Origin of the sequence: Streptomyces sp. NPDC005803 (assembly GCF_040630435.1) — a bacterium.
GTDB lineage: Bacteria > Actinomycetota > Actinomycetes > Streptomycetales > Streptomycetaceae > Streptomyces.
Genome location: NZ_JBEXXO010000015.1, coordinates 200,677 through 216,949, shown reverse-complemented (window position 1 = coordinate 216,949; position 16,273 = coordinate 200,677). Strand labels below are relative to the sequence as shown.

Annotated in this window: 12 protein-coding genes; 4 read left to right on the top strand and 8 right to left on the bottom strand. The window is 72.2% G+C overall.

Annotated elements, in window-relative coordinates; all coding sequences use genetic code 11:
- Positions 1-113: 113 nt before the first annotated feature.
- The 3 genes from pyk to pta all read right to left on the bottom strand — a co-directional run bounded on the left by pyk (position 114) and on the right by pta (position 4,935).
- Entirely contained in the window at positions 114-1,544 is a 1,431-nt protein-coding gene (pyk, locus tag ABZ454_RS22375; RefSeq protein ID WP_356318903.1) for a pyruvate kinase, read from the bottom strand.
- Positions 1,545-1,618: 74 nt separating this feature from the next.
- Positions 1,619-2,857 (bottom strand): acetate kinase, encoded by a 1,239-nt coding sequence (locus ABZ454_RS22370; protein ID WP_359540164.1) that lies wholly within the window; start codon positions 2,855-2,857, stop codon positions 1,619-1,621.
- A gap of 5 nt (positions 2,858-2,862) precedes the next feature.
- Complete coding sequence (gene pta, locus ABZ454_RS22365; RefSeq protein ID WP_359540162.1) at positions 2,863-4,935, bottom strand: phosphate acetyltransferase; 2,073 nt, start codon at positions 4,933-4,935, stop codon at positions 2,863-2,865.
- Between the two features lie 286 nt (positions 4,936-5,221).
- Between pta and ABZ454_RS22360 the strand changes: the two genes are divergently transcribed.
- The gene (locus ABZ454_RS22360) at positions 5,222-6,247 is read left to right on the top strand and encodes an ATP-dependent 6-phosphofructokinase (RefSeq protein WP_356318906.1); all 1,026 of its coding nucleotides are present in this window, start codon (positions 5,222-5,224) and stop codon (positions 6,245-6,247) included.
- A 168-nt stretch (positions 6,248-6,415) separates the two neighbouring features.
- On the opposite strand, the gene ABZ454_RS22355 is transcribed toward ABZ454_RS22360, so the two are convergent.
- From ABZ454_RS22355 to ABZ454_RS22345, 3 genes are all read right to left on the bottom strand, one after another.
- Positions 6,416-7,039: a helix-turn-helix transcriptional regulator gene (locus ABZ454_RS22355; protein WP_359540184.1), complete on the bottom strand. Its 624-nt coding sequence runs from the start codon at positions 7,037-7,039 to the stop codon at positions 6,416-6,418.
- 174 nt (positions 7,040-7,213) lie between these two features.
- Positions 7,214-7,888, bottom strand: coding sequence for a response regulator (locus ABZ454_RS22350; protein ID WP_356318937.1), 675 nt, complete (start codon positions 7,886-7,888; stop codon positions 7,214-7,216).
- Positions 7,885-9,576, bottom strand: coding sequence for an ATP-binding protein (locus ABZ454_RS22345; RefSeq protein ID WP_359540160.1), 1,692 nt, complete (start codon positions 9,574-9,576; stop codon positions 7,885-7,887). The genes ABZ454_RS22350 and ABZ454_RS22345 overlap by 4 nt, the downstream gene beginning before the upstream one ends.
- A 324-nt stretch (positions 9,577-9,900) precedes the next feature.
- On the opposite strand from ABZ454_RS22345, the gene ABZ454_RS22340 reads away from it, so the two are divergent.
- From ABZ454_RS22340 to trxA, 3 genes are all read left to right on the top strand, one after another.
- The gene (locus ABZ454_RS22340) at positions 9,901-11,265 is read left to right on the top strand and encodes a cation:dicarboxylase symporter family transporter (protein WP_359540158.1); all 1,365 of its coding nucleotides are present in this window, start codon (positions 9,901-9,903) and stop codon (positions 11,263-11,265) included.
- 197 nt (positions 11,266-11,462) lie between these two features.
- The gene (locus tag ABZ454_RS22335; RefSeq protein WP_356318909.1) at positions 11,463-11,879 is read left to right on the top strand and encodes a MerR family transcriptional regulator; all 417 of its coding nucleotides are present in this window, start codon (positions 11,463-11,465) and stop codon (positions 11,877-11,879) included.
- Positions 11,876-12,220, top strand: coding sequence for a thioredoxin (trxA, locus tag ABZ454_RS22330; RefSeq protein WP_359540156.1), 345 nt, complete (start codon positions 11,876-11,878; stop codon positions 12,218-12,220). The genes ABZ454_RS22335 and trxA overlap by 4 nt, the downstream gene beginning before the upstream one ends.
- Before the next feature lie 72 nt (positions 12,221-12,292).
- Here trxA and glgB read toward each other — a convergent pair whose 3' ends face one another.
- Positions 12,293-14,731 carry a 1,4-alpha-glucan branching enzyme gene (gene glgB / locus ABZ454_RS22325; protein ID WP_359540154.1) on the bottom strand — a complete coding sequence of 813 codons (2,439 nt, stop codon included), beginning with the start codon at positions 14,729-14,731 and terminating at the stop codon, positions 12,293-12,295.
- A gap of 81 nt (positions 14,732-14,812) precedes the next feature.
- Positions 14,813-16,207 carry a maltokinase gene (locus tag ABZ454_RS22320; RefSeq protein ID WP_359540153.1) on the bottom strand — a complete coding sequence of 465 codons (1,395 nt, stop codon included), beginning with the start codon at positions 16,205-16,207 and terminating at the stop codon, positions 14,813-14,815.
- Positions 16,208-16,273: the final 66 nt, after the last annotated feature.

The following is a 16,273-nucleotide window of genomic DNA, read 5'->3' as shown; positions in this document are numbered from 1 at the left end:
GACACGATCATGGGCCTGAACCTGGCCCACGTCGGTCACCTGACCCACGGCATGAAGATCATCGATTCGAACCGGGGCGCCGCCCTCGTGTCGCGTACGGGACCGCCGCGCGGTCAGTCGCGGACCTGGCCGCCCACGTGGTGCACGCGCACCATGTTGGTCGTGCCGGGGATGCCGGGAGGCGAGCCGGCCGTGATGACCATCGTGTCGCCGTTGCTGTAGCGGTTCAGCTTCAGCAGCTCTCCGTCGACCAGGTCCACCATCGCGTCCGTGGTGTCCACGTGCGGGACCACGTAGGCCTCGACGCCCCAGCTGAGGGCCAGCTGGTTGCGGGTGGACTCGTCCGTGGTGAAGGCCAGGATGGGCTGGGCCGCGCGGTAGCGGGAGAGGCGGCGGGCGGTGTCGCCGGACTTGGTGAAGGCGACCAGGGCCTCACCGTTCAGGAAGTCCGCGATCTCGCAGGCCGCGCGGGCCACCGAGCCGCCCTGGGTGCGCGGCTTCTTGCCCGGCACCAGCGGCTGGAGGCCCTTGGAGAGCAGTTCCTCCTCGGCGGCGACGACGATCTTCGACATCGTCTTGACCGTCTCGATCGGGTACGCGCCCACCGAGGACTCGGCCGACAGCATGACCGCGTCCGCGCCGTCCAGGATCGCGTTGGCGACGTCGGACGCCTCGGCGCGGGTCGGGCGGGAGTTGGTGATCATCGACTCCATCATCTGGGTCGCCACGATCACCGGCTTGGCGTTGCGCCGGCACAGCTCCACCAGGCGCTTCTGCACCATCGGGACCTTCTCCAGCGGGTACTCGACCGCGAGGTCGCCACGGGCGACCATCACACCGTCGAACGCCGCGACGACGCCCTCCATGTTCTCGACGGCCTGCGGCTTCTCGACCTTGGCGATGACGGGGACCCGGCGGCCCTCCTCGTCCATGACCTTGTGGACGTCCTTGACGTCGCCCGCGTCCCGCACGAAGGAGAGCGCGACCAGGTCGCAGCCCATCCTCAGGGCGAAGCGCAGGTCGTCGATGTCCTTCTCCGACAGGGCCGGGACGTTGACCGCCGCACCCGGGAGGTTGATCCCCTTGTGGTCGGAGATCACCCCGCCCTCGATGACGATGGTGTGGACGCGGGGGCCTTCCACGGAGACGACCTTCAGCTCGACGTTGCCGTCGTTGATCAGGATCGGGTCGCCCTTGGCGACGTCGCCGGGCAGGCCCTTGTAGGTCGTGCCGCAGATCGACTTGTCCCCGGGGACGTCCTCGGCGGTGATGACGAACTCGTCCCCGCGGACCAGTTCGACCGGGCCCTCGGCGAACTTGGCCAGGCGGATCTTCGGGCCCTGGAGGTCGGCGAGGACGCCGACCGCCCGGCCGGTCTCGGCGGCGGCCTTGCGGACCCGGTCGTAACGACCCTGGTGCTCCGCGTGGGAGCCGTGACTGAAGTTGAATCGGGCCACGCTCATGCCGGCCTCGATCAGAGCGACGAGCTGCTCATGGGAGTCGACGGCGGGACCGAGGGTGCAGACGATTTTGGAACGGCGCATGAGGCGGATCCTATCGGTTTGTTTCGCTGCGGAATATTCCGTCTGGTGGAAGATACAAAGGGGCGCGGGGGTGCTCAGTTGTCGACCAGTGTGAAGGTCTGGCCGGCGATCTCCAGCTCCTCGTCCGTAGGCACCACGGCGACCGCGACCCGTGCGTAGTCCGGCGAGATCAGCCGGGGTTCGGCGGACCGTACGGCGTTGAGGTCCGCGTCCACCGCCAGGCCGAGTTCCTCCAGGCCGGCGATGGCAGCCTCGCGTACGGGAGCCGAGTTCTCGCCGACCCCCGCCGTGAACACCACCGCGTCCACCCGCCCGAGGACGGCCGAATAGGCGCCGATGTACTTCTTCAGCCGGTGGACGTAGATGTCGAAGGCGAGGGCGGCCCTCTCGTCGCCCTCGTCGACCCGGCGCCTGATCTCCCGCATGTCGTTGTCGCCGCAGAGGCCCACCAGACCGCTCTTCTTGTTGAGAAGTTCATCGATCTCGTCGGCCGACATGCCCGCCACCCGCTTCAGGTGGAAGGTGACCGCCGGATCGATGTCTCCGGACCGGGTACCCATGACCAGCCCTTCCAAGGGGGTCAGTCCCATCGACGTCTCCACGCACCGGCCGCCCGCCACCGCCGAGGCCGAGGCGCCGTTGCCGAGGTGGAGCACGATGACGTTGACGTCCTCGGGGGCCCTGCCCAGCAGCTCCGCGGTCTTGCGGGATACGTACGCGTGCGAGGTGCCGTGGAATCCGTAGCGGCGGATGCGGTGCGCGTCGGCCGTCTCCACGTCGATCGCGTACCGCGCCGCGTGCTCCGGCATCGTCGTGTGGAACGCCGTGTCGAAGACCGCCACCTGCGGCAGGTCGGGGCGCAGCGCCTGGGCGGTACGGATACCGGTGATGTTGGCCGGGTTGTGCAGCGGCGCCACCGGAACCAGGCGCTCGATCTCCTTCAGCACCTCGTCGGTGATCACGGTCGGCTCGGTGAACCGCAGTCCGCCGTGCACCACCCGGTGGCCGATCGCCGCCAGTTCGGGGGAGTCCAGTCCGAGCCCGTCGGCGGCGAGCTCTTCGGCGGCCGCCTTGAGCGCCGCCTCGTGGTCGGCGATCCGGCCGGTGCGCTCCCGGCTCCCGCCACCGCCGCCGGCCAGCGGGGTGTGGACGAGCCGGGAGGTCTCCTCGCCGATCCGCTCGACCAGGCCGGACGCCAGCCGGGTGCGGTCGCGCATGTCGAGGAGCTGGTACTTCACGGAGGAGGAGCCGGAATTCAGGACGAGCACGCGGCTCGCCCCGTGGGTGGCGCCTTCGGTGTTCGGGGTGGTCATGCGGGTCACTCCTCGCCCTGTGCCTGGATCGCCGTGATGGCCACGGTATTCACGATGTCCTGGACGAGCGCACCCCGGGACAGGTCGTTGACGGGCTTGCGCAGCCCCTGGAGGACCGGACCGACCGCCACGGCGCCCGCCGAGCGCTGCACGGCCTTGTACGTGTTGTTGCCGGTGTTCAGGTCCGGGAAGATCAGGACCGTCGCCTGGCCCGCCACCTCGGAGCCGGGCAGCTTGGTCGCGGCGACGCTCGGCTCCACCGCGGCGTCGTACTGGATCGGGCCCTCGATCATCAGGTCCGGGCGGCTCGCGCGCACCAGGTCCGTCGCCGCACGGACCTTCTCGACGTCGGCGCCCGTGCCCGAGGTCCCGGTCGAGTACGAGAGCATCGCGATGCGCGGCTCCACGCCGAAGCGGGCGGCGGTGACGGCGGACTGCACGGCGATGTCCGCGAGCTGCTCCGCGTCCGGGTCCGGATTGACCGCGCAGTCGCCGTACACCAGCACCTTGTCGGCGAGGCACATGAAGAACACCGACGAGACGATCGAGGCTCCGGGCTTCGTCTTGATGATCTCGAAGGCCGGCCGGATCGTCGCCGCCGTGGAGTGCACGGCCCCGGAGACCATGCCGTCGGCGAGCCCCTCCTGGACCATCAGGGTGCCGAAGTAGTTGACGTCCGAGACGACGTCGTACGCGAGCTCGACCGTCACCCCGCGGTGGGCGCGCAGCTGCGCGTACCGCTCCGCGAAGGCCTGGCGCAGTTCGGAGGTCTGCGGGTCGATGAGCTGGGTGCCGGCCAGGTCGATGCCGAGGTCGGCGGCCTTCTTGCGGATGACGTCGGGATCGCCGAGCAGGGTGAGGTCGCAGACGTCGCGGCGCGTCAGGACGTCCGCGGCCCGCAGGACGCGCTCCTCCGTGCCCTCCGGAAGCACCACCCGGCGCCGGTCCGCGCGGGCCTGCTCCAGCAGTTCGTGCTCGAACATCATCGGCGTGACCCGGCCGCTGCGCGCGACCGAGATCCGGTCGAGGAGTGCGCCGGTGTCGACATGTCGCTCGAAGAGTCCCAGGGCCGTCTCGGCCTTGCGCGGCGTCGCCGCGTTCAGCTTGCCCTCCAGGGCGAAGAGCTCCCCGGCCGTGGGGAAGGAGCCTCCGGCCACCGAGACGACCGGGGTGCCGGGTGCGAGCCGGGCCGCCAGTTTGAGGATCTCCTCGCCCGGCCGCTCGTTCAGCGTCAGCAGCACGCCCGCGATGGGCGGCGTCCCCGCACTGTGCGCCGCCAGCGAGCCGACCACCAGGTCGGACCGGTCCCCGGGCGTCACCACGAGGCACCCGGGCGTCAGCGCCTTCAGCAGGTTCGGCAGCATCGCCCCGCCGAACACGAAGTCCAGCGCGTCCCGCGCCATCCCCGCCTCGTCGCCCAGCAGCACCGTGCCGCCCAGCGCCGCGGTGATCTGAGCGACCGTCGGCGCCGACAGGGCCGGGTCGTCGGGCAGTACGGAACACGGCACCGGCAGCGTCGCGGTCAGCCGCTCCGCGATCGCCTCGCGGTCCGCCGAGGCCACCCGGTTCACCACCATCGCCAGGACGTCGCAGCCCAGACCGGCGTACGCGCGGTACGCGTTGCGGGTCTCGGCCCGCACGGACTCCGCGTCCTGGTCCTGGCCGCCGACCACGGCGATCACCGAGGCGCCGAACTCGTTGGCGAGCCGGGCGTTCAGGGCCAGCTCGTCGGGGAGCTGCGTGGCGGCGAAGTCGGTGCCGAGGACCAGGACCACCTCGTACCTCGCGGCGACCCGGTGGAAGCGCTCGACGAGCCGGGAGACCAGTTCGTCCGTACCCTGTTCCGCCTGGATCGCGGAGGCCTCGTGGTAGTCCAGCCCGTAGACCGTGCCCGGGTCCTGGGACAGCCGGTAGCGGGCCCGCAGCAGTTCGAAGAGCCGGTCCGGGTCGTCGTGGACCAGGGGCCGGAAGACCCCGACCCGGTCCACCTGACGCGTCAGGAGCTCCATGACTCCCAGATCGACGACCTGGCGGCCGTCCCCCCGGTCGATCCCGGTCACGTACACGCTGCGCGTCACGCGTGCCTCCCGTCATCTCTTGTCCGGTATGTTGTCCGGTTCGAGTGTTATCGCCAGGTTGACGATACCCGCGGGGACCAAGAGGCCGCCCGCCGGACGAAAGTCCCTGGTCGCACCCGTCGGAGCCGGCCGCCGAAGCCGGGCCGGCCGCTCTTGGAGCAGCCGAAAGCGCGGGGCGCGGACCTGACGTGGGACAATCGTCGTGACTCACGGTACGGGGGATGATGCCGTCGCCCCCGGTCCGTACGGCACACGACGGGCCCCAGCGAGCAGGAGATACAGCACGATGCGCATCGGAGTTCTCACCGCAGGCGGCGACTGCCCAGGCCTGAACGCAGTGATCCGCTCGGTCGTGCACCGTGCCGTGGTGGGTCATGGAGACGAGGTCATCGGCTTCGAGGACGGGTTCAAGGGCCTCCTCGACGGCCACTTCCGCCCCCTCGACCTCAACGCCGTCAGCGGGATCCTCGCCCGCGGCGGCACCATCCTCGGCTCCGCCCGCCTGGAGCGCGACCGGCTGCGCGAGGCCGCGGAGAACTGCGCGGAGCTGAGCCGGCGTTACGGCATGGACGCGCTGATCCCGATCGGCGGCGAGGGCACCCTCACGGCCGCCCGGATGCTGTCGGACGCCGGAATGCCCGTCGTCGGCGTGCCCAAGACCATCGACAACGACATCTCGGCCACCGACCGCACCTTCGGCTTCGACACCGCGGTGGGCGTCGCGACCGAGGCCATAGACCGGCTGAAGACCACCGCCGAGTCCCACCAGCGCGTGATGGTCGTCGAAGTGATGGGCCGCCACGCGGGCTGGATCGCCCTGGAGTCCGGTATGGCCGGCGGCGCGCACGGCATCTGCCTGCCCGAGCGGAAGTTCCAGGTCGAGGACCTCGTCAAGATGGTCGAGGAGCGTTTCGCGCGCGGCAAGAAGTTCGCCGTCATCTGTGTCGCCGAGGGCGCCCACCCGGCCGAGGGCTCCATGCCGTACGCCAAGGGCGCGATCGACCAGTTCGGCCACGAACGGTTCCAGGGCATCGGCAACCGCCTCGCCGTCGAGCTCGAGACCCGGCTCGGCAAGGAGGCCCGTCCGGTCATCCTCGGCCACGTCCAGCGCGGCGGCACACCGACCGCGTACGACAGGGTGCTCGCCACCCGCTTCGGCTGGCACGCGGTGGAGGCGGCGCACCGGGGTGACTTCGGGCGGATGACGGCCCTGCGCGGCAACGACATCGAGATGGTGCCGCTGGCCCACGCGATCACCCAGCTCAAGACGGTTCCGCTGGACCGGATGCACGAGGCCGAGTCCGTCTTCTGAGCCGGTACCGGCGCGTGGGGGCGAGCGACGGGTCCCGGACGGTGCGCGGGGCGGGCGGCGGGTCCTGAGCCGCACGCGTGTCGGGGCGGGCGAGGCCGGTGTGTGCCCTCCTCCGTCGCGTGCCCCCGCGGGCACGCGCCTGCCGCCCGGCGGCCCGCCGGGCAGGCCCTACGCGTCGGCCGTCTCCCAGAAGCGGTCCACGATCCCCGCCAGGTACGCCCGTCCCGCGTCCCCGGTCGCGCCGGCCCGTTCCGTACCGGTACTGCTCCAGCTCAGCGTGGACACCATCAACGCCTGGTAGTCGGAGTGCAGCCGCTCCAGCATGCCCTGGACCCGGGGCCGGTCCACCGGGGCGAGCTTCGCCACCGGGCGGACGTACGCCTGCCAGCGGGTCGTCACGGCGCTGCGCAGCAGTTCGGCCAGTTCCTCGTCCCGCCCGCAGACCGTCACGAATTCCGCCGCCGTCAGTCCCAGCGACTCGCTGAGGGCGGCGGACTGGCGCTCGTTGCCCCGCCACCGGCCCGACTCCTCCATCCGCAGGTACGCGGACGCGGACATCCCGAGCTGCCCCGCCAGCTCTTCCGGGGTCAGCTCCCGGGCGATCCGGTGCTCGCGCAGCGTCCGGGCCGCGGTGAGGAGCTCGCCAGGAGCGCACCACAACACCCCGGCCAGAGCGGTGAGTTCGTACTCGGTCGGCCAGGCGAGCCCGCGTTCCCAGGCCGCGACCGTCTCGGCGCTGATCCGGAGTCCGTACTGGGCGCCGAGACCGTAGGCGACATGGCCGGGAGCCATCCCCAGGGCCTCGCGCAGTCTGCGCGCGGCGGGGGCGTTGAAAGGCGGGGTGGGGTGCACGGCCCCACCGTAGGAGGCCGGAGCCGGTCTGACTACGGTCTGTTCGCCCGAGAGCACGGCTCGTAGGAACGTCCAGTCGGCCGGGCGGGCCTTCCGGGCCGCCGCGAAGGCTACTCAGCGCCCCTGTGCCAGCCAGCGGTAGTGGAGCTCAGGGCGCCCGATCTGGCCGTACTGCGGGCTGCGCACCGCACGGCCGGCCGTCACCAGGTGTTCCAGATAGCGGCGCGCGGTGATCCGGGAGATGCCGAGCTCCAGGCCGGTCGCCGCCGCCGTCACGCCGTCCGGGGCCGCGCGCAGCACGCGGGTCACCGCCTCCAGCGTCGGTCCGCTGAGGCCCTTGGGCAGGCGGGCCGGCTGCGGGGCGCGCAGGGTGGCCAGCGCGCGGTCCACCTCGTCCTGGCCGCTCGCCTCACCGGCCGCGGCGCGGAACTCGGCGTAGCGCACGAGCCGGTCGCGCAACGTGGCGAAGGTGAAGGGCTTCAGCACGTACTGGACGACGCCGAGCGAGACCCCTTCGCGGACCACGGCCAGATCGCGGGCCGAGGTCACCGCGATCACATCGGCCGCGTGCCCGGCCGCGCGCAGCGCACGCAGCAATTGGAGGCCGTGCCCGTCGGGCAGATACAGATCGAGGAGCAGCAGGTCGACCGGGACGCGGTCCAGTGCCCGCACCGCCTCCGCGCGGGTGTGGGCGACGGCCGCCACGGAGAAGCCCGGGACGCGGTCCACGTACAGCTGATGGGCGTCGGCGGCGACGGGGTCGTCCTCGACGACCAGCACCTGGATCACGGAGTGCACGGGGCCGCCTCCTTCTCCGCTCCGCTGCCGCTCGGCAGCGGCAGCCGTACCGTGAACTCAGCGCCGCCGTCCGGCCCCTGTTCCAGCACCACCGCCCCGCCGTTGCGGTGCACGGCCTGCCGGACGAGCGCCAGGCCGAGCCCGCGGCCGGCGCCGTGCGTGGACCAGCCGCGGCGGAACACCTCGGCGGCGTCGGCCGGTCCGACGCCCGCCCCGGTGTCGGCGACGCGCAGCAGGAGCTCCCCGTCGCCGGCGAGCGCGGTGACCGTGACCCGGGCGCGGGCCGGGCGCGGGCCGGTGCGCTGGACGGGGACGTGGTCGGCCGGGTCGTCGGCGGTGCCCGTCGCCGCCTCCGACGCCGCGTCCACCGCGTTGTCGATCAGGTTGCCGAGGATGGTCACCAGGTCGCGCTGCGGCAGCGTCGCGGGAAGGGCACCGTCGTCGATCAGGCTGTCGTCCGCCAGGACCAGTTCCACCCCGCGCTCGTTGGCCTGCGCTGCCTTGCCGAGCAGCAGGGCCGCCAGCACCGGTTCGGCGACCGCGCCGACGACCCGGTCGGTGAGGGCCTGGGCCAGTTCCAGCTCTGCCGTGGCGAAGCCGACCGCCTCCCGTGCCCGGTCCAGCTCGATCAGCGAGACCACCGTGTGCAGCCGGTTCGCCGCCTCGTGCGCCTGGGAGCGCAGGGCCTGGGTGAATCCGCGTTCGGAGTCCAACTCACCGGAGAGGGCCTGGAGTTCGGTGTGGTCGCGCAGCGTGACGACGGTGCCGCGCCGCTCCCCGCCCACCACCGGGCGGGTGTTGACGACGATTACCCGGTCCGCCGTCAGATGCACCTCGTCGACCCGCTCCTCGGAGGCGAGCAGGGCCCCGGTCAGCGGCGCGGGCAGATCGAGCTCGGCGACCCGGCGGCCGACCGTGCCGGGCGCCAGGCCCAGCAGCTCGCGCCCCGCGTCGTTGATCAGCGCGATCCTGCGCTGCCCGTCGAGCATCAGCAGCCCCTCGCGCACCGCGTGCAGCGTGGCCTCGTGGTAGTCGTGCAGCCGGCTCAGCTCGGCGGCGTTCATCCCGTGGGTGTGCCGCCGCAGCCGCGCGTTGATCACGTACGTGCCGAGGCCGCCGAGCGCCAGCGCCGCGCCCGCCGCGAGCCCCAGCGCGCCCAGCTGGGCCCGCACCTGCGAGGAGACCCGCTCGACCGTGATGCCGGCACTGACGAGGCCGACGATCTTGCCGCCGTCCCGGACCGGCGTGACGACGCGTATCGAGGGGCCGAGCGTGCCGGTGTACGTCTCCGAGAAGGTCTCGCCGCGCAGGGCCTGCGCGGTGTGCCCGAGGAAGGTCTCGCCGATCCGCTCGGCGTGCGGGTGCGTCCAGCGGACCCGGTGCGGATCCATGATGGTGACGAAGGCGATCCCGGTCTCCCTGCGGACCCGCTCCGCGTACGGCTGAAGCACCGCCGACGGGTCCGGGGTGCGGATGGCCTCCCGTACCGACGGGGAACCGGCGATCGCCAGCGCGGCCGTCCGCACCTGCCGGCTCGCGGTCTCCTTGGCCTGAGCGCTGCCGGAGATGTACGCGAAGAAGGCGCACCCCGCGACCACGGCCGCGACCAGCACCACCTGCATGGCGAAGAGCTGGCCCGCCAGGCTGCGCGGGCGGGTGCGGGGGAGGGCGAAGCGCATGGCTCCAGTCTGCCTGCCCCCCATCCGAAGAGGGACCGGCCGCCGGGGGAGCGGTGTCACGGGACCGGCCGCCGGGGGAGCGGTGTCACGCGACCGGGGACGCGCGTCTGCCGCGTCGTCGTGGTCACCGGGCCTCCGCGCCCTGGCTCACACCCTCCGCCTCGCAGCCCCACGCACCCGGCCCGCTCCTTCATCCGCCCCCCCGATGACCGGTCCCTCTCGTGAACGAAATGCACGTAAGGGTGACCGGTGTCACAAGGGGCGGAATAGTCGCCGGGGCCCCCAGGGACGGGGGAGGGACACGAACGAGCCGAGGAGACCCCCGTGGGAGTGGCCGCCGCCAAGCGGGACCGTACGAAATATCTGTATATCGCCGTGATCGCGGCGGTGGGGCTCGGCATCCTCGTGGGCCTCGTCGCTCCCGACGCCGCCGTCGAGCTCAAGCCGATCGGCACCGGCTTCGTCAACCTGATCAAGATGATGATCTCGCCGATCATCTTCTGCACGATCGTGCTCGGGGTCGGCTCCGTGCGCAAGGCCGCCAAGGTCGGCGCCGTCGGCGGTCTGGCCCTCGGCTACTTCCTGGTGATGTCGACGGTGGCCCTGGCCATCGGTCTGGTCGTCGGCAACCTCCTGGAGCCCGGATCGAGCCTCCACCTCACCGAGGCGGTCCGCGCCGCGGGGGAGAAGCAGGCCTCGGGGGCCAGTGAGTCCACCGCGGACTTCCTGCTCGGCATCATCCCCACCACCCTCGTGTCGGCCTTCACCGAGGGCGAGGTCCTGCAGACCCTGCTCATCGCCCTGCTCGCGGGCTTCGCGCTCCAGGCCCTGGGCTCGGCCGGCGAGCCGGTCCTGCGCGGCATCGGCCACATCCAGAAGCTCGTCTTCCGCATCCTCGCCATGATCATGTGGGTGGCCCCGGTCGGCGCGTTCGGCGCCATGGCCGCGGTGGTCGGCGAGACCGGCGTGGACGCGCTGAAGTCCCTCGCGGTCATCATGATCGGCTTCTACATCACCTGCGCGCTGTTCGTGTTCGTGATCCTGGGCACGATTTTGCGCCTGGTGGCCGGGGTCAACATCTTCGCCCTGCTGAAGTACCTGGGCCGCGAGTTCCTGCTCATCCTCTCCACCTCCTCGTCCGAGTCGGCCCTGCCGCGGCTGATCGCGAAGATGGAGCACATGGGCGTCAGCAAGCCCGTCGTCGGCATCACCGTGCCGACCGGCTACTCCTTCAACCTCGACGGCACCGCGATCTACCTCACGATGGCGTCGCTCTTCATCGCCAACGCGACGGGCGACCCGCTGAGCATCGGCGAGCAGATCTCGCTGCTGGTCTTCATGGTGATCGCGTCCAAGGGGGCGGCGGGCGTCACCGGCGCCGGCCTGGCCACCCTCGCCGGAGGCCTCCAGTCGCACCGCCCCGAGCTGGTGGACGGGGTCGGCCTGATCGTCGGCATCGACCGCTTCATGAGCGAGGCCCGCGCCCTCACGAACTTCGCGGGCAACGCGGTGGCCACGGTGCTCGTCGGCACCTGGACCAAGGAGATCGACAAGGCGCGGGTGGACCAGGTCCTGTCCGGCGCGATCCCGTTCGACGAGAAGATGATCACGGACGAGGGCGCCACCGAGCCGCAGGTCCCGGAGGCCAGGGACGGCGGCGAGGAGAAGCCCGCGCTCGCGAAGGTGTGACGCGTCGCTGATGCGGCCGGTACGGGAGTCCCGTACCGGCCGCACCCGTCTGTCCGGTCGGTCTCCAGCCGTGCGGGATGTGGACGACCGACTGGTGATGGTCGGGGCCCACAGTGGGCCGTAAGAGGAACTTGTACGCACGGATCACGAGCCCACCGCCTTGCCTTGACGCCGACGTCAAGGATTACGGTCGTGGCATGCGAATCGGGGAACTGGCCGAACGCGCCGGTACGACGACACGGACGCTGCGGTACTACGAGTCACGGGGCCTGCTGTCCGCACGCCGCGCGGGCAACGGCTACCGCACGTACGACGAGGGCGACCTGCGGCTGATCCAGCAGATCCGGACCCTTCAGGACTTCGGGTTCGACCTGGAGGAGACCCGGCCCTTCGTCGACTGTCTGCGCGCCGGCCATCCGGCGGGCGACGCCTGCCCGGCCTCGCTGGCCGTCTACCGGCGCAAGCTCGGCGAACTGGACGCGCTCATCGGCCAGCTCAATTCGGTCCGCGCGGAGGTGGGCGCCCAGCTGGCCCGCGCCGAACTCGAGGCGTCCGCCGAACTGCCGGGCGGCCCCGAGCCACGATGTGAACTGAACTGGGAGGACGAGAGATGATCCACGCGGAAGGTGTCGCCGAGGTCACCGACACGACGTTCGACGGGGAGGTCCTGGCAGCCGGTCTGCCGGTCCTGGTCGAATTCACCGCCGACTGGTGCGGCCCCTGCCGCCAGCTGGCTCCGGTGCTCAGCGCGATCGCCGAGGAGGAGGCCGGCCGGCTCAAGGTGGTGCAGATCGACGTCGACCACAACCCCGAGATCACGGGCCGCTACGCGGTGCTGTCGATGCCGACCCTGATGGTCTTCCAGGACGGCGCGCCGGTGAAGTCGATGGTGGGCGCCCGCCCCAAGCGGCGACTGCTCCAGGAGCTGGAGGGGGTGCTCCCGGCGGCGCTGTGACGGGGCGCGGCGGTCGGGGCCCGCACCACGCGTTCGTGGTGCGGGCCCCCGGCCACGGGAACGGCCGGCCGGTCAGGCCGGCCGCAGCCACACCGTCGCCAGCGGCGGGAGCGTCAGTGTGATGCTGGTGTCCCTGCCGTGCGCCGCCACCGCCTCCGGCTTCAGCTGCCCCTCGTTGCGCACGTCGCCGCCCCCGTACCGCGCCGCGTCCGTGTTCAGGACCTCCACCCAGGCCTCGGGCCCGTCCGGCACCCCGATGCGGTAGTCGTGCCGCACCACGGGGGAGAAGTGGGAGACGGCGATCAGCGGTGACCCCTGCGCGTCGTACCGCACGAAGGAGAAGGCGTTGTCCTCCGCGGCGCCGCCGTCGATCCAGCTGAAGCCCTCCGGGACGGTGTCGCGCTGCCAGAGCGCGGGCGTCGCCCCGTACACCGCGTTCAGATCGCTCACCAGCGTCCGTACGCCCCGGTGGTCGCTCTCCGCCGCGTACGAGGGGTCGAGCAGCCACCAGTCCGGGCCGTGCCCCTCCGACCACTCCGCGCCCTGGGCGAACTCCTGCCCCATGAAGAGGAGTTGCTTGCCGGGGTGGGCCCACATGAAGCCGAGGTACGCGCGGTGGTTGGCGCGCTGCTGCCACCAGTCGCCGGGCATCTTGCTGACCAGTGCCCGCTTGCCGTGCACGACCTCGTCGTGCGAGATCGGCAGGACGTAGTTCTCGCTGTACGCGTACACCATCGAGAACGTCATCTCGTTGTGGTGGTACTTGCGGTGCACCGGCTCCTTCGACACGTACTCCAGCGAGTCGTGCATCCAGCCCATGTTCCACTTCAGCCCGAAGCCGAGACCGCCGAACCCGCCGGGGCCCACGTGATGGGTGGCGCGGGTGACGCCGTCCCAGGCGGTGGACTCCTCCGCGATGGTGACGACACCGGGGTTGCGCCGGTAGACGGTGGCGTTCATCTCCTGGAGGAAGGCGACGGCGTCCAGGTTCTCCCGGCCGCCGTGCTCGTTCGCGGACCACTCCCCGTCCTCGCGTGAGTAGTCGAGGTAGAGCATCGAGGCGACCGCGTCGACCCGCAGCCCGTCGATGTGGAACTCCTCGCACCAGTAAGTGGCGTTGGCGACCAGGAAGTTACGCACCTCGGTGCGGCCGTAGTCGAATTCGAGGGTGCCCCAGTCCGGGTGCGCCGCCCGCTGGGGATCCGAGTGCTCGTACAGCGGCCGGCCGTCGAACTCGGCGAGCGCCCACCCGTCGCGCGGGAAGTGCGCGGGCACCCAGTCGACGATGACCCCGATCCCGGCCCCGTGCAGCGCGTCGACGAGGAAGCGGAAGTCGTCGGGCGAGCCCATCCGGGACGTCGGGGCGTAGAAGCCGGTGACCTGGTACCCCCAGGAGCCGCCGAAGGGGTGCTCGGAGACCGGCATCAGCTCCACGTGCGTGAACCCCAGGTCGCGTACGTACGCCGGGAGTTGGTCGGCCAGCTGGCGGTAGGTCAGGCCCGGGCGCCAGGACGGCAGGTGCACCTCGTAGACCGACAGCGGGGCCTCGTGCACGGGTACGTCCCCGCGGCGGGCCATCCACTCCTGGTCCTGCCAGACGTGGTGCGAGGCCGTCACGACCGAGGCGTTGGCGGGCGGCACCTCGGCCTGGCGGGCCATCGGGTCGGCGCGCATCGTGTGCGAGCCGTCCGGACGGCAGATGTCGAACTTGTACAGCGCGCCCTCCCCGATCCCGGGCAGGAACAGCTCCCACACCCCGGTGGAGCCGAGCGAGCGCATCGGGAACCCGGTGCCGTCCCAGTAGTTGAAGTCCCCGCTGACCCTGACCCCGCGGGCGTTGGGGGCCCAGAGGGTGAAGCGGGTGCCGGTGACGCCCTGGTGCTCCATGGTCCGGGCGCCGAGCGCCGTCCACAGCTCCTCGTGCCGGCCCTCGCCGATCAGGTGCAGATCGAGATCCCCGAGCGCCGGCAGGAAGCGGTACGGATCGTGGATCTCGATCTCGTTGTCGTCGTAGGCGACCAGGAGCTGGTACTCGGGGACCGCGGGCATCGGCAGGAGCCCGCCGAAGAACCCGTCGCCCTCGTCGAGCAGTTGGACGCGCAGCCCCTTGGCGAGCACGGTGACCGAGCGGGCGAACGGGCGCAGCGCCCGGAAGGCCACCCCGCCGCGGACCTGGTGCGCGCCGAGCAGCGCGTGCGGGGCGTAGTGCTCGCCGGCCAGGAGCCGTGCCCGGTCCCCGGCGTCGAGCGGGCGGGCCGGGCGGACCCCCTGCCCGGTCGCGGCGCGGCGGGGCCGTGGCGGGGTCGCCGCCCGCTTCGCCCGCTTGCCCGGCGCGGGTGCGGGCGCGGCGGACGCCTCGGGGGGAAGCGTGGCCGCCTCCACCGGTGCGAGGGTCCCGGTGGCCGGGCCGGCGGCGGCGTCCGCGTGCTCGGCGGGGGCCGCGGGGACGGGGGCGTCGGTGGTGGACGGAGCGGGATCGGACGCGTTGCGGGACGGCTTGCGGGCGGTCACAGGGACAGCCTCCTCGAAGGTGTGGAAGGGGTGGGGCGGGGTGGTGCGCGGGGTGTCGCGGTACGGGAGCGGCGGGCCGCGTCAGTCGGCGACGGCCGCCAGGCGCTGGATCGCGGCCATCGGGACCGGCAGCCAGTCGGGCCGGTGCCGGGCCTCGTACAGCACCTCGTAGACCGCCTTGTCGGTCTCGTGGGCGCGCAGCAGCTCCGGTTCGTCGCGGGGGTCGACGCCCGCGGTCCTCGCGTAGCCGTCGCAGTACGCGGTCCGGCAGCGCGCCGCCCAGGCGGCGTTCCAGGGCTGGTGCGAGCGGGCGGCGTAGTCGAACGAGCGGAGCATTCCGGCGATGTCGCGTACCGGTGACTGCGGGCTGCGGCGCTCCGGGAGGGGGCGCGCCGGTTCGCCCTCGAAGTCGATCAGTGACCAGAAGCCGTCGGCGCGGCGCAGCGTCTGGCCGAGGTGGAGATCGCCGTGCACCCGCTGGACGGCCCAGCCCCGGCCCCGGTGGCCGAGGGCTGTCACGGCGTCGAACGCGGCCCGCAGCCCGGGGACGTACGGAACCAGTGCGGGCACCGCGTGGGCGGCCGCCTCCAGCCGCTGCACCATGGCGGCGGCCAGCTGATCGGTCTGGGAGCGGCGCAGGGACGAGGTGGGCAGCGCGGCGGCGAGCGCGGTGTGCACCTCGGCGGTGGCCCGGCCCAGGGCGTGGGCCTCCCGCGTGAAGTCGTCCCCGGCCGCGAGGGCGCGCAGGGCGAGCTGCCAGCCGTCCTGGGCGCCGCGCAGGAACGGCTGGAGCACGCCGAGCGTGAGGCGTTCGGGTGTGGCGGCCTCGAACCACGCGACCGGCGCGGGCACGCGTCCGCACCCCTGGCGCGAGAGCGCGAGCGGCAGCTCCAGATCGGGGTTGGTGCCCGGGAACACCCGGCGGAAGATCTTGAGGATGTACGAGTCGCCGTACACGAGCGAGGAGTTGGACTGCTCGGTGTCCAGCACCCGCGGGGTCAGCCCCTCGGGGACGGGTTCCGCTCCCCGGCCGAAGCGCAGGCCGCCGAGACCGCCGGGCGTGCGCAGCCGCTCCAGCAGCAGCGCGGCGAGGCGTGGATCGTGCAGGCCCTCGTAGACGGCGCGGCCGGCCAGCGGCCCCTCCGTCACATGACCGATGAGGGCGGGCGCCAGCCGCGGGGGGAGCGTGGACCGCACGCCGAGCAGCAACTGGTAGCAGTCCGGGGGCGGCTGCGCCGGCATCGTGGGCTGGTGGGCCCGGACCAGGAGGTGGAGGAGCCCCGGGCCGGTGTCGGCCGCGCCGGACTCCATCGGCAGTATCTCGGTCGCCGAGACGAGCGAGAAGGCGGTGATGGGCCGCCCCTTTCCCGCGAACCACCGCTGCCGGGGCAGCCATTCGTGGAGCAGCGGTCCGAGAGACGGGAGCAGGGCTGTGCTGGTCGCCAGGGTGACCTGAGCGGATGCAGCCTCCGACATGGCATCGCGTCCTTTCCCCGGGCACACCACAGGATGCGAAGAGTGTCCCGGATTGCGGCTTTGGCT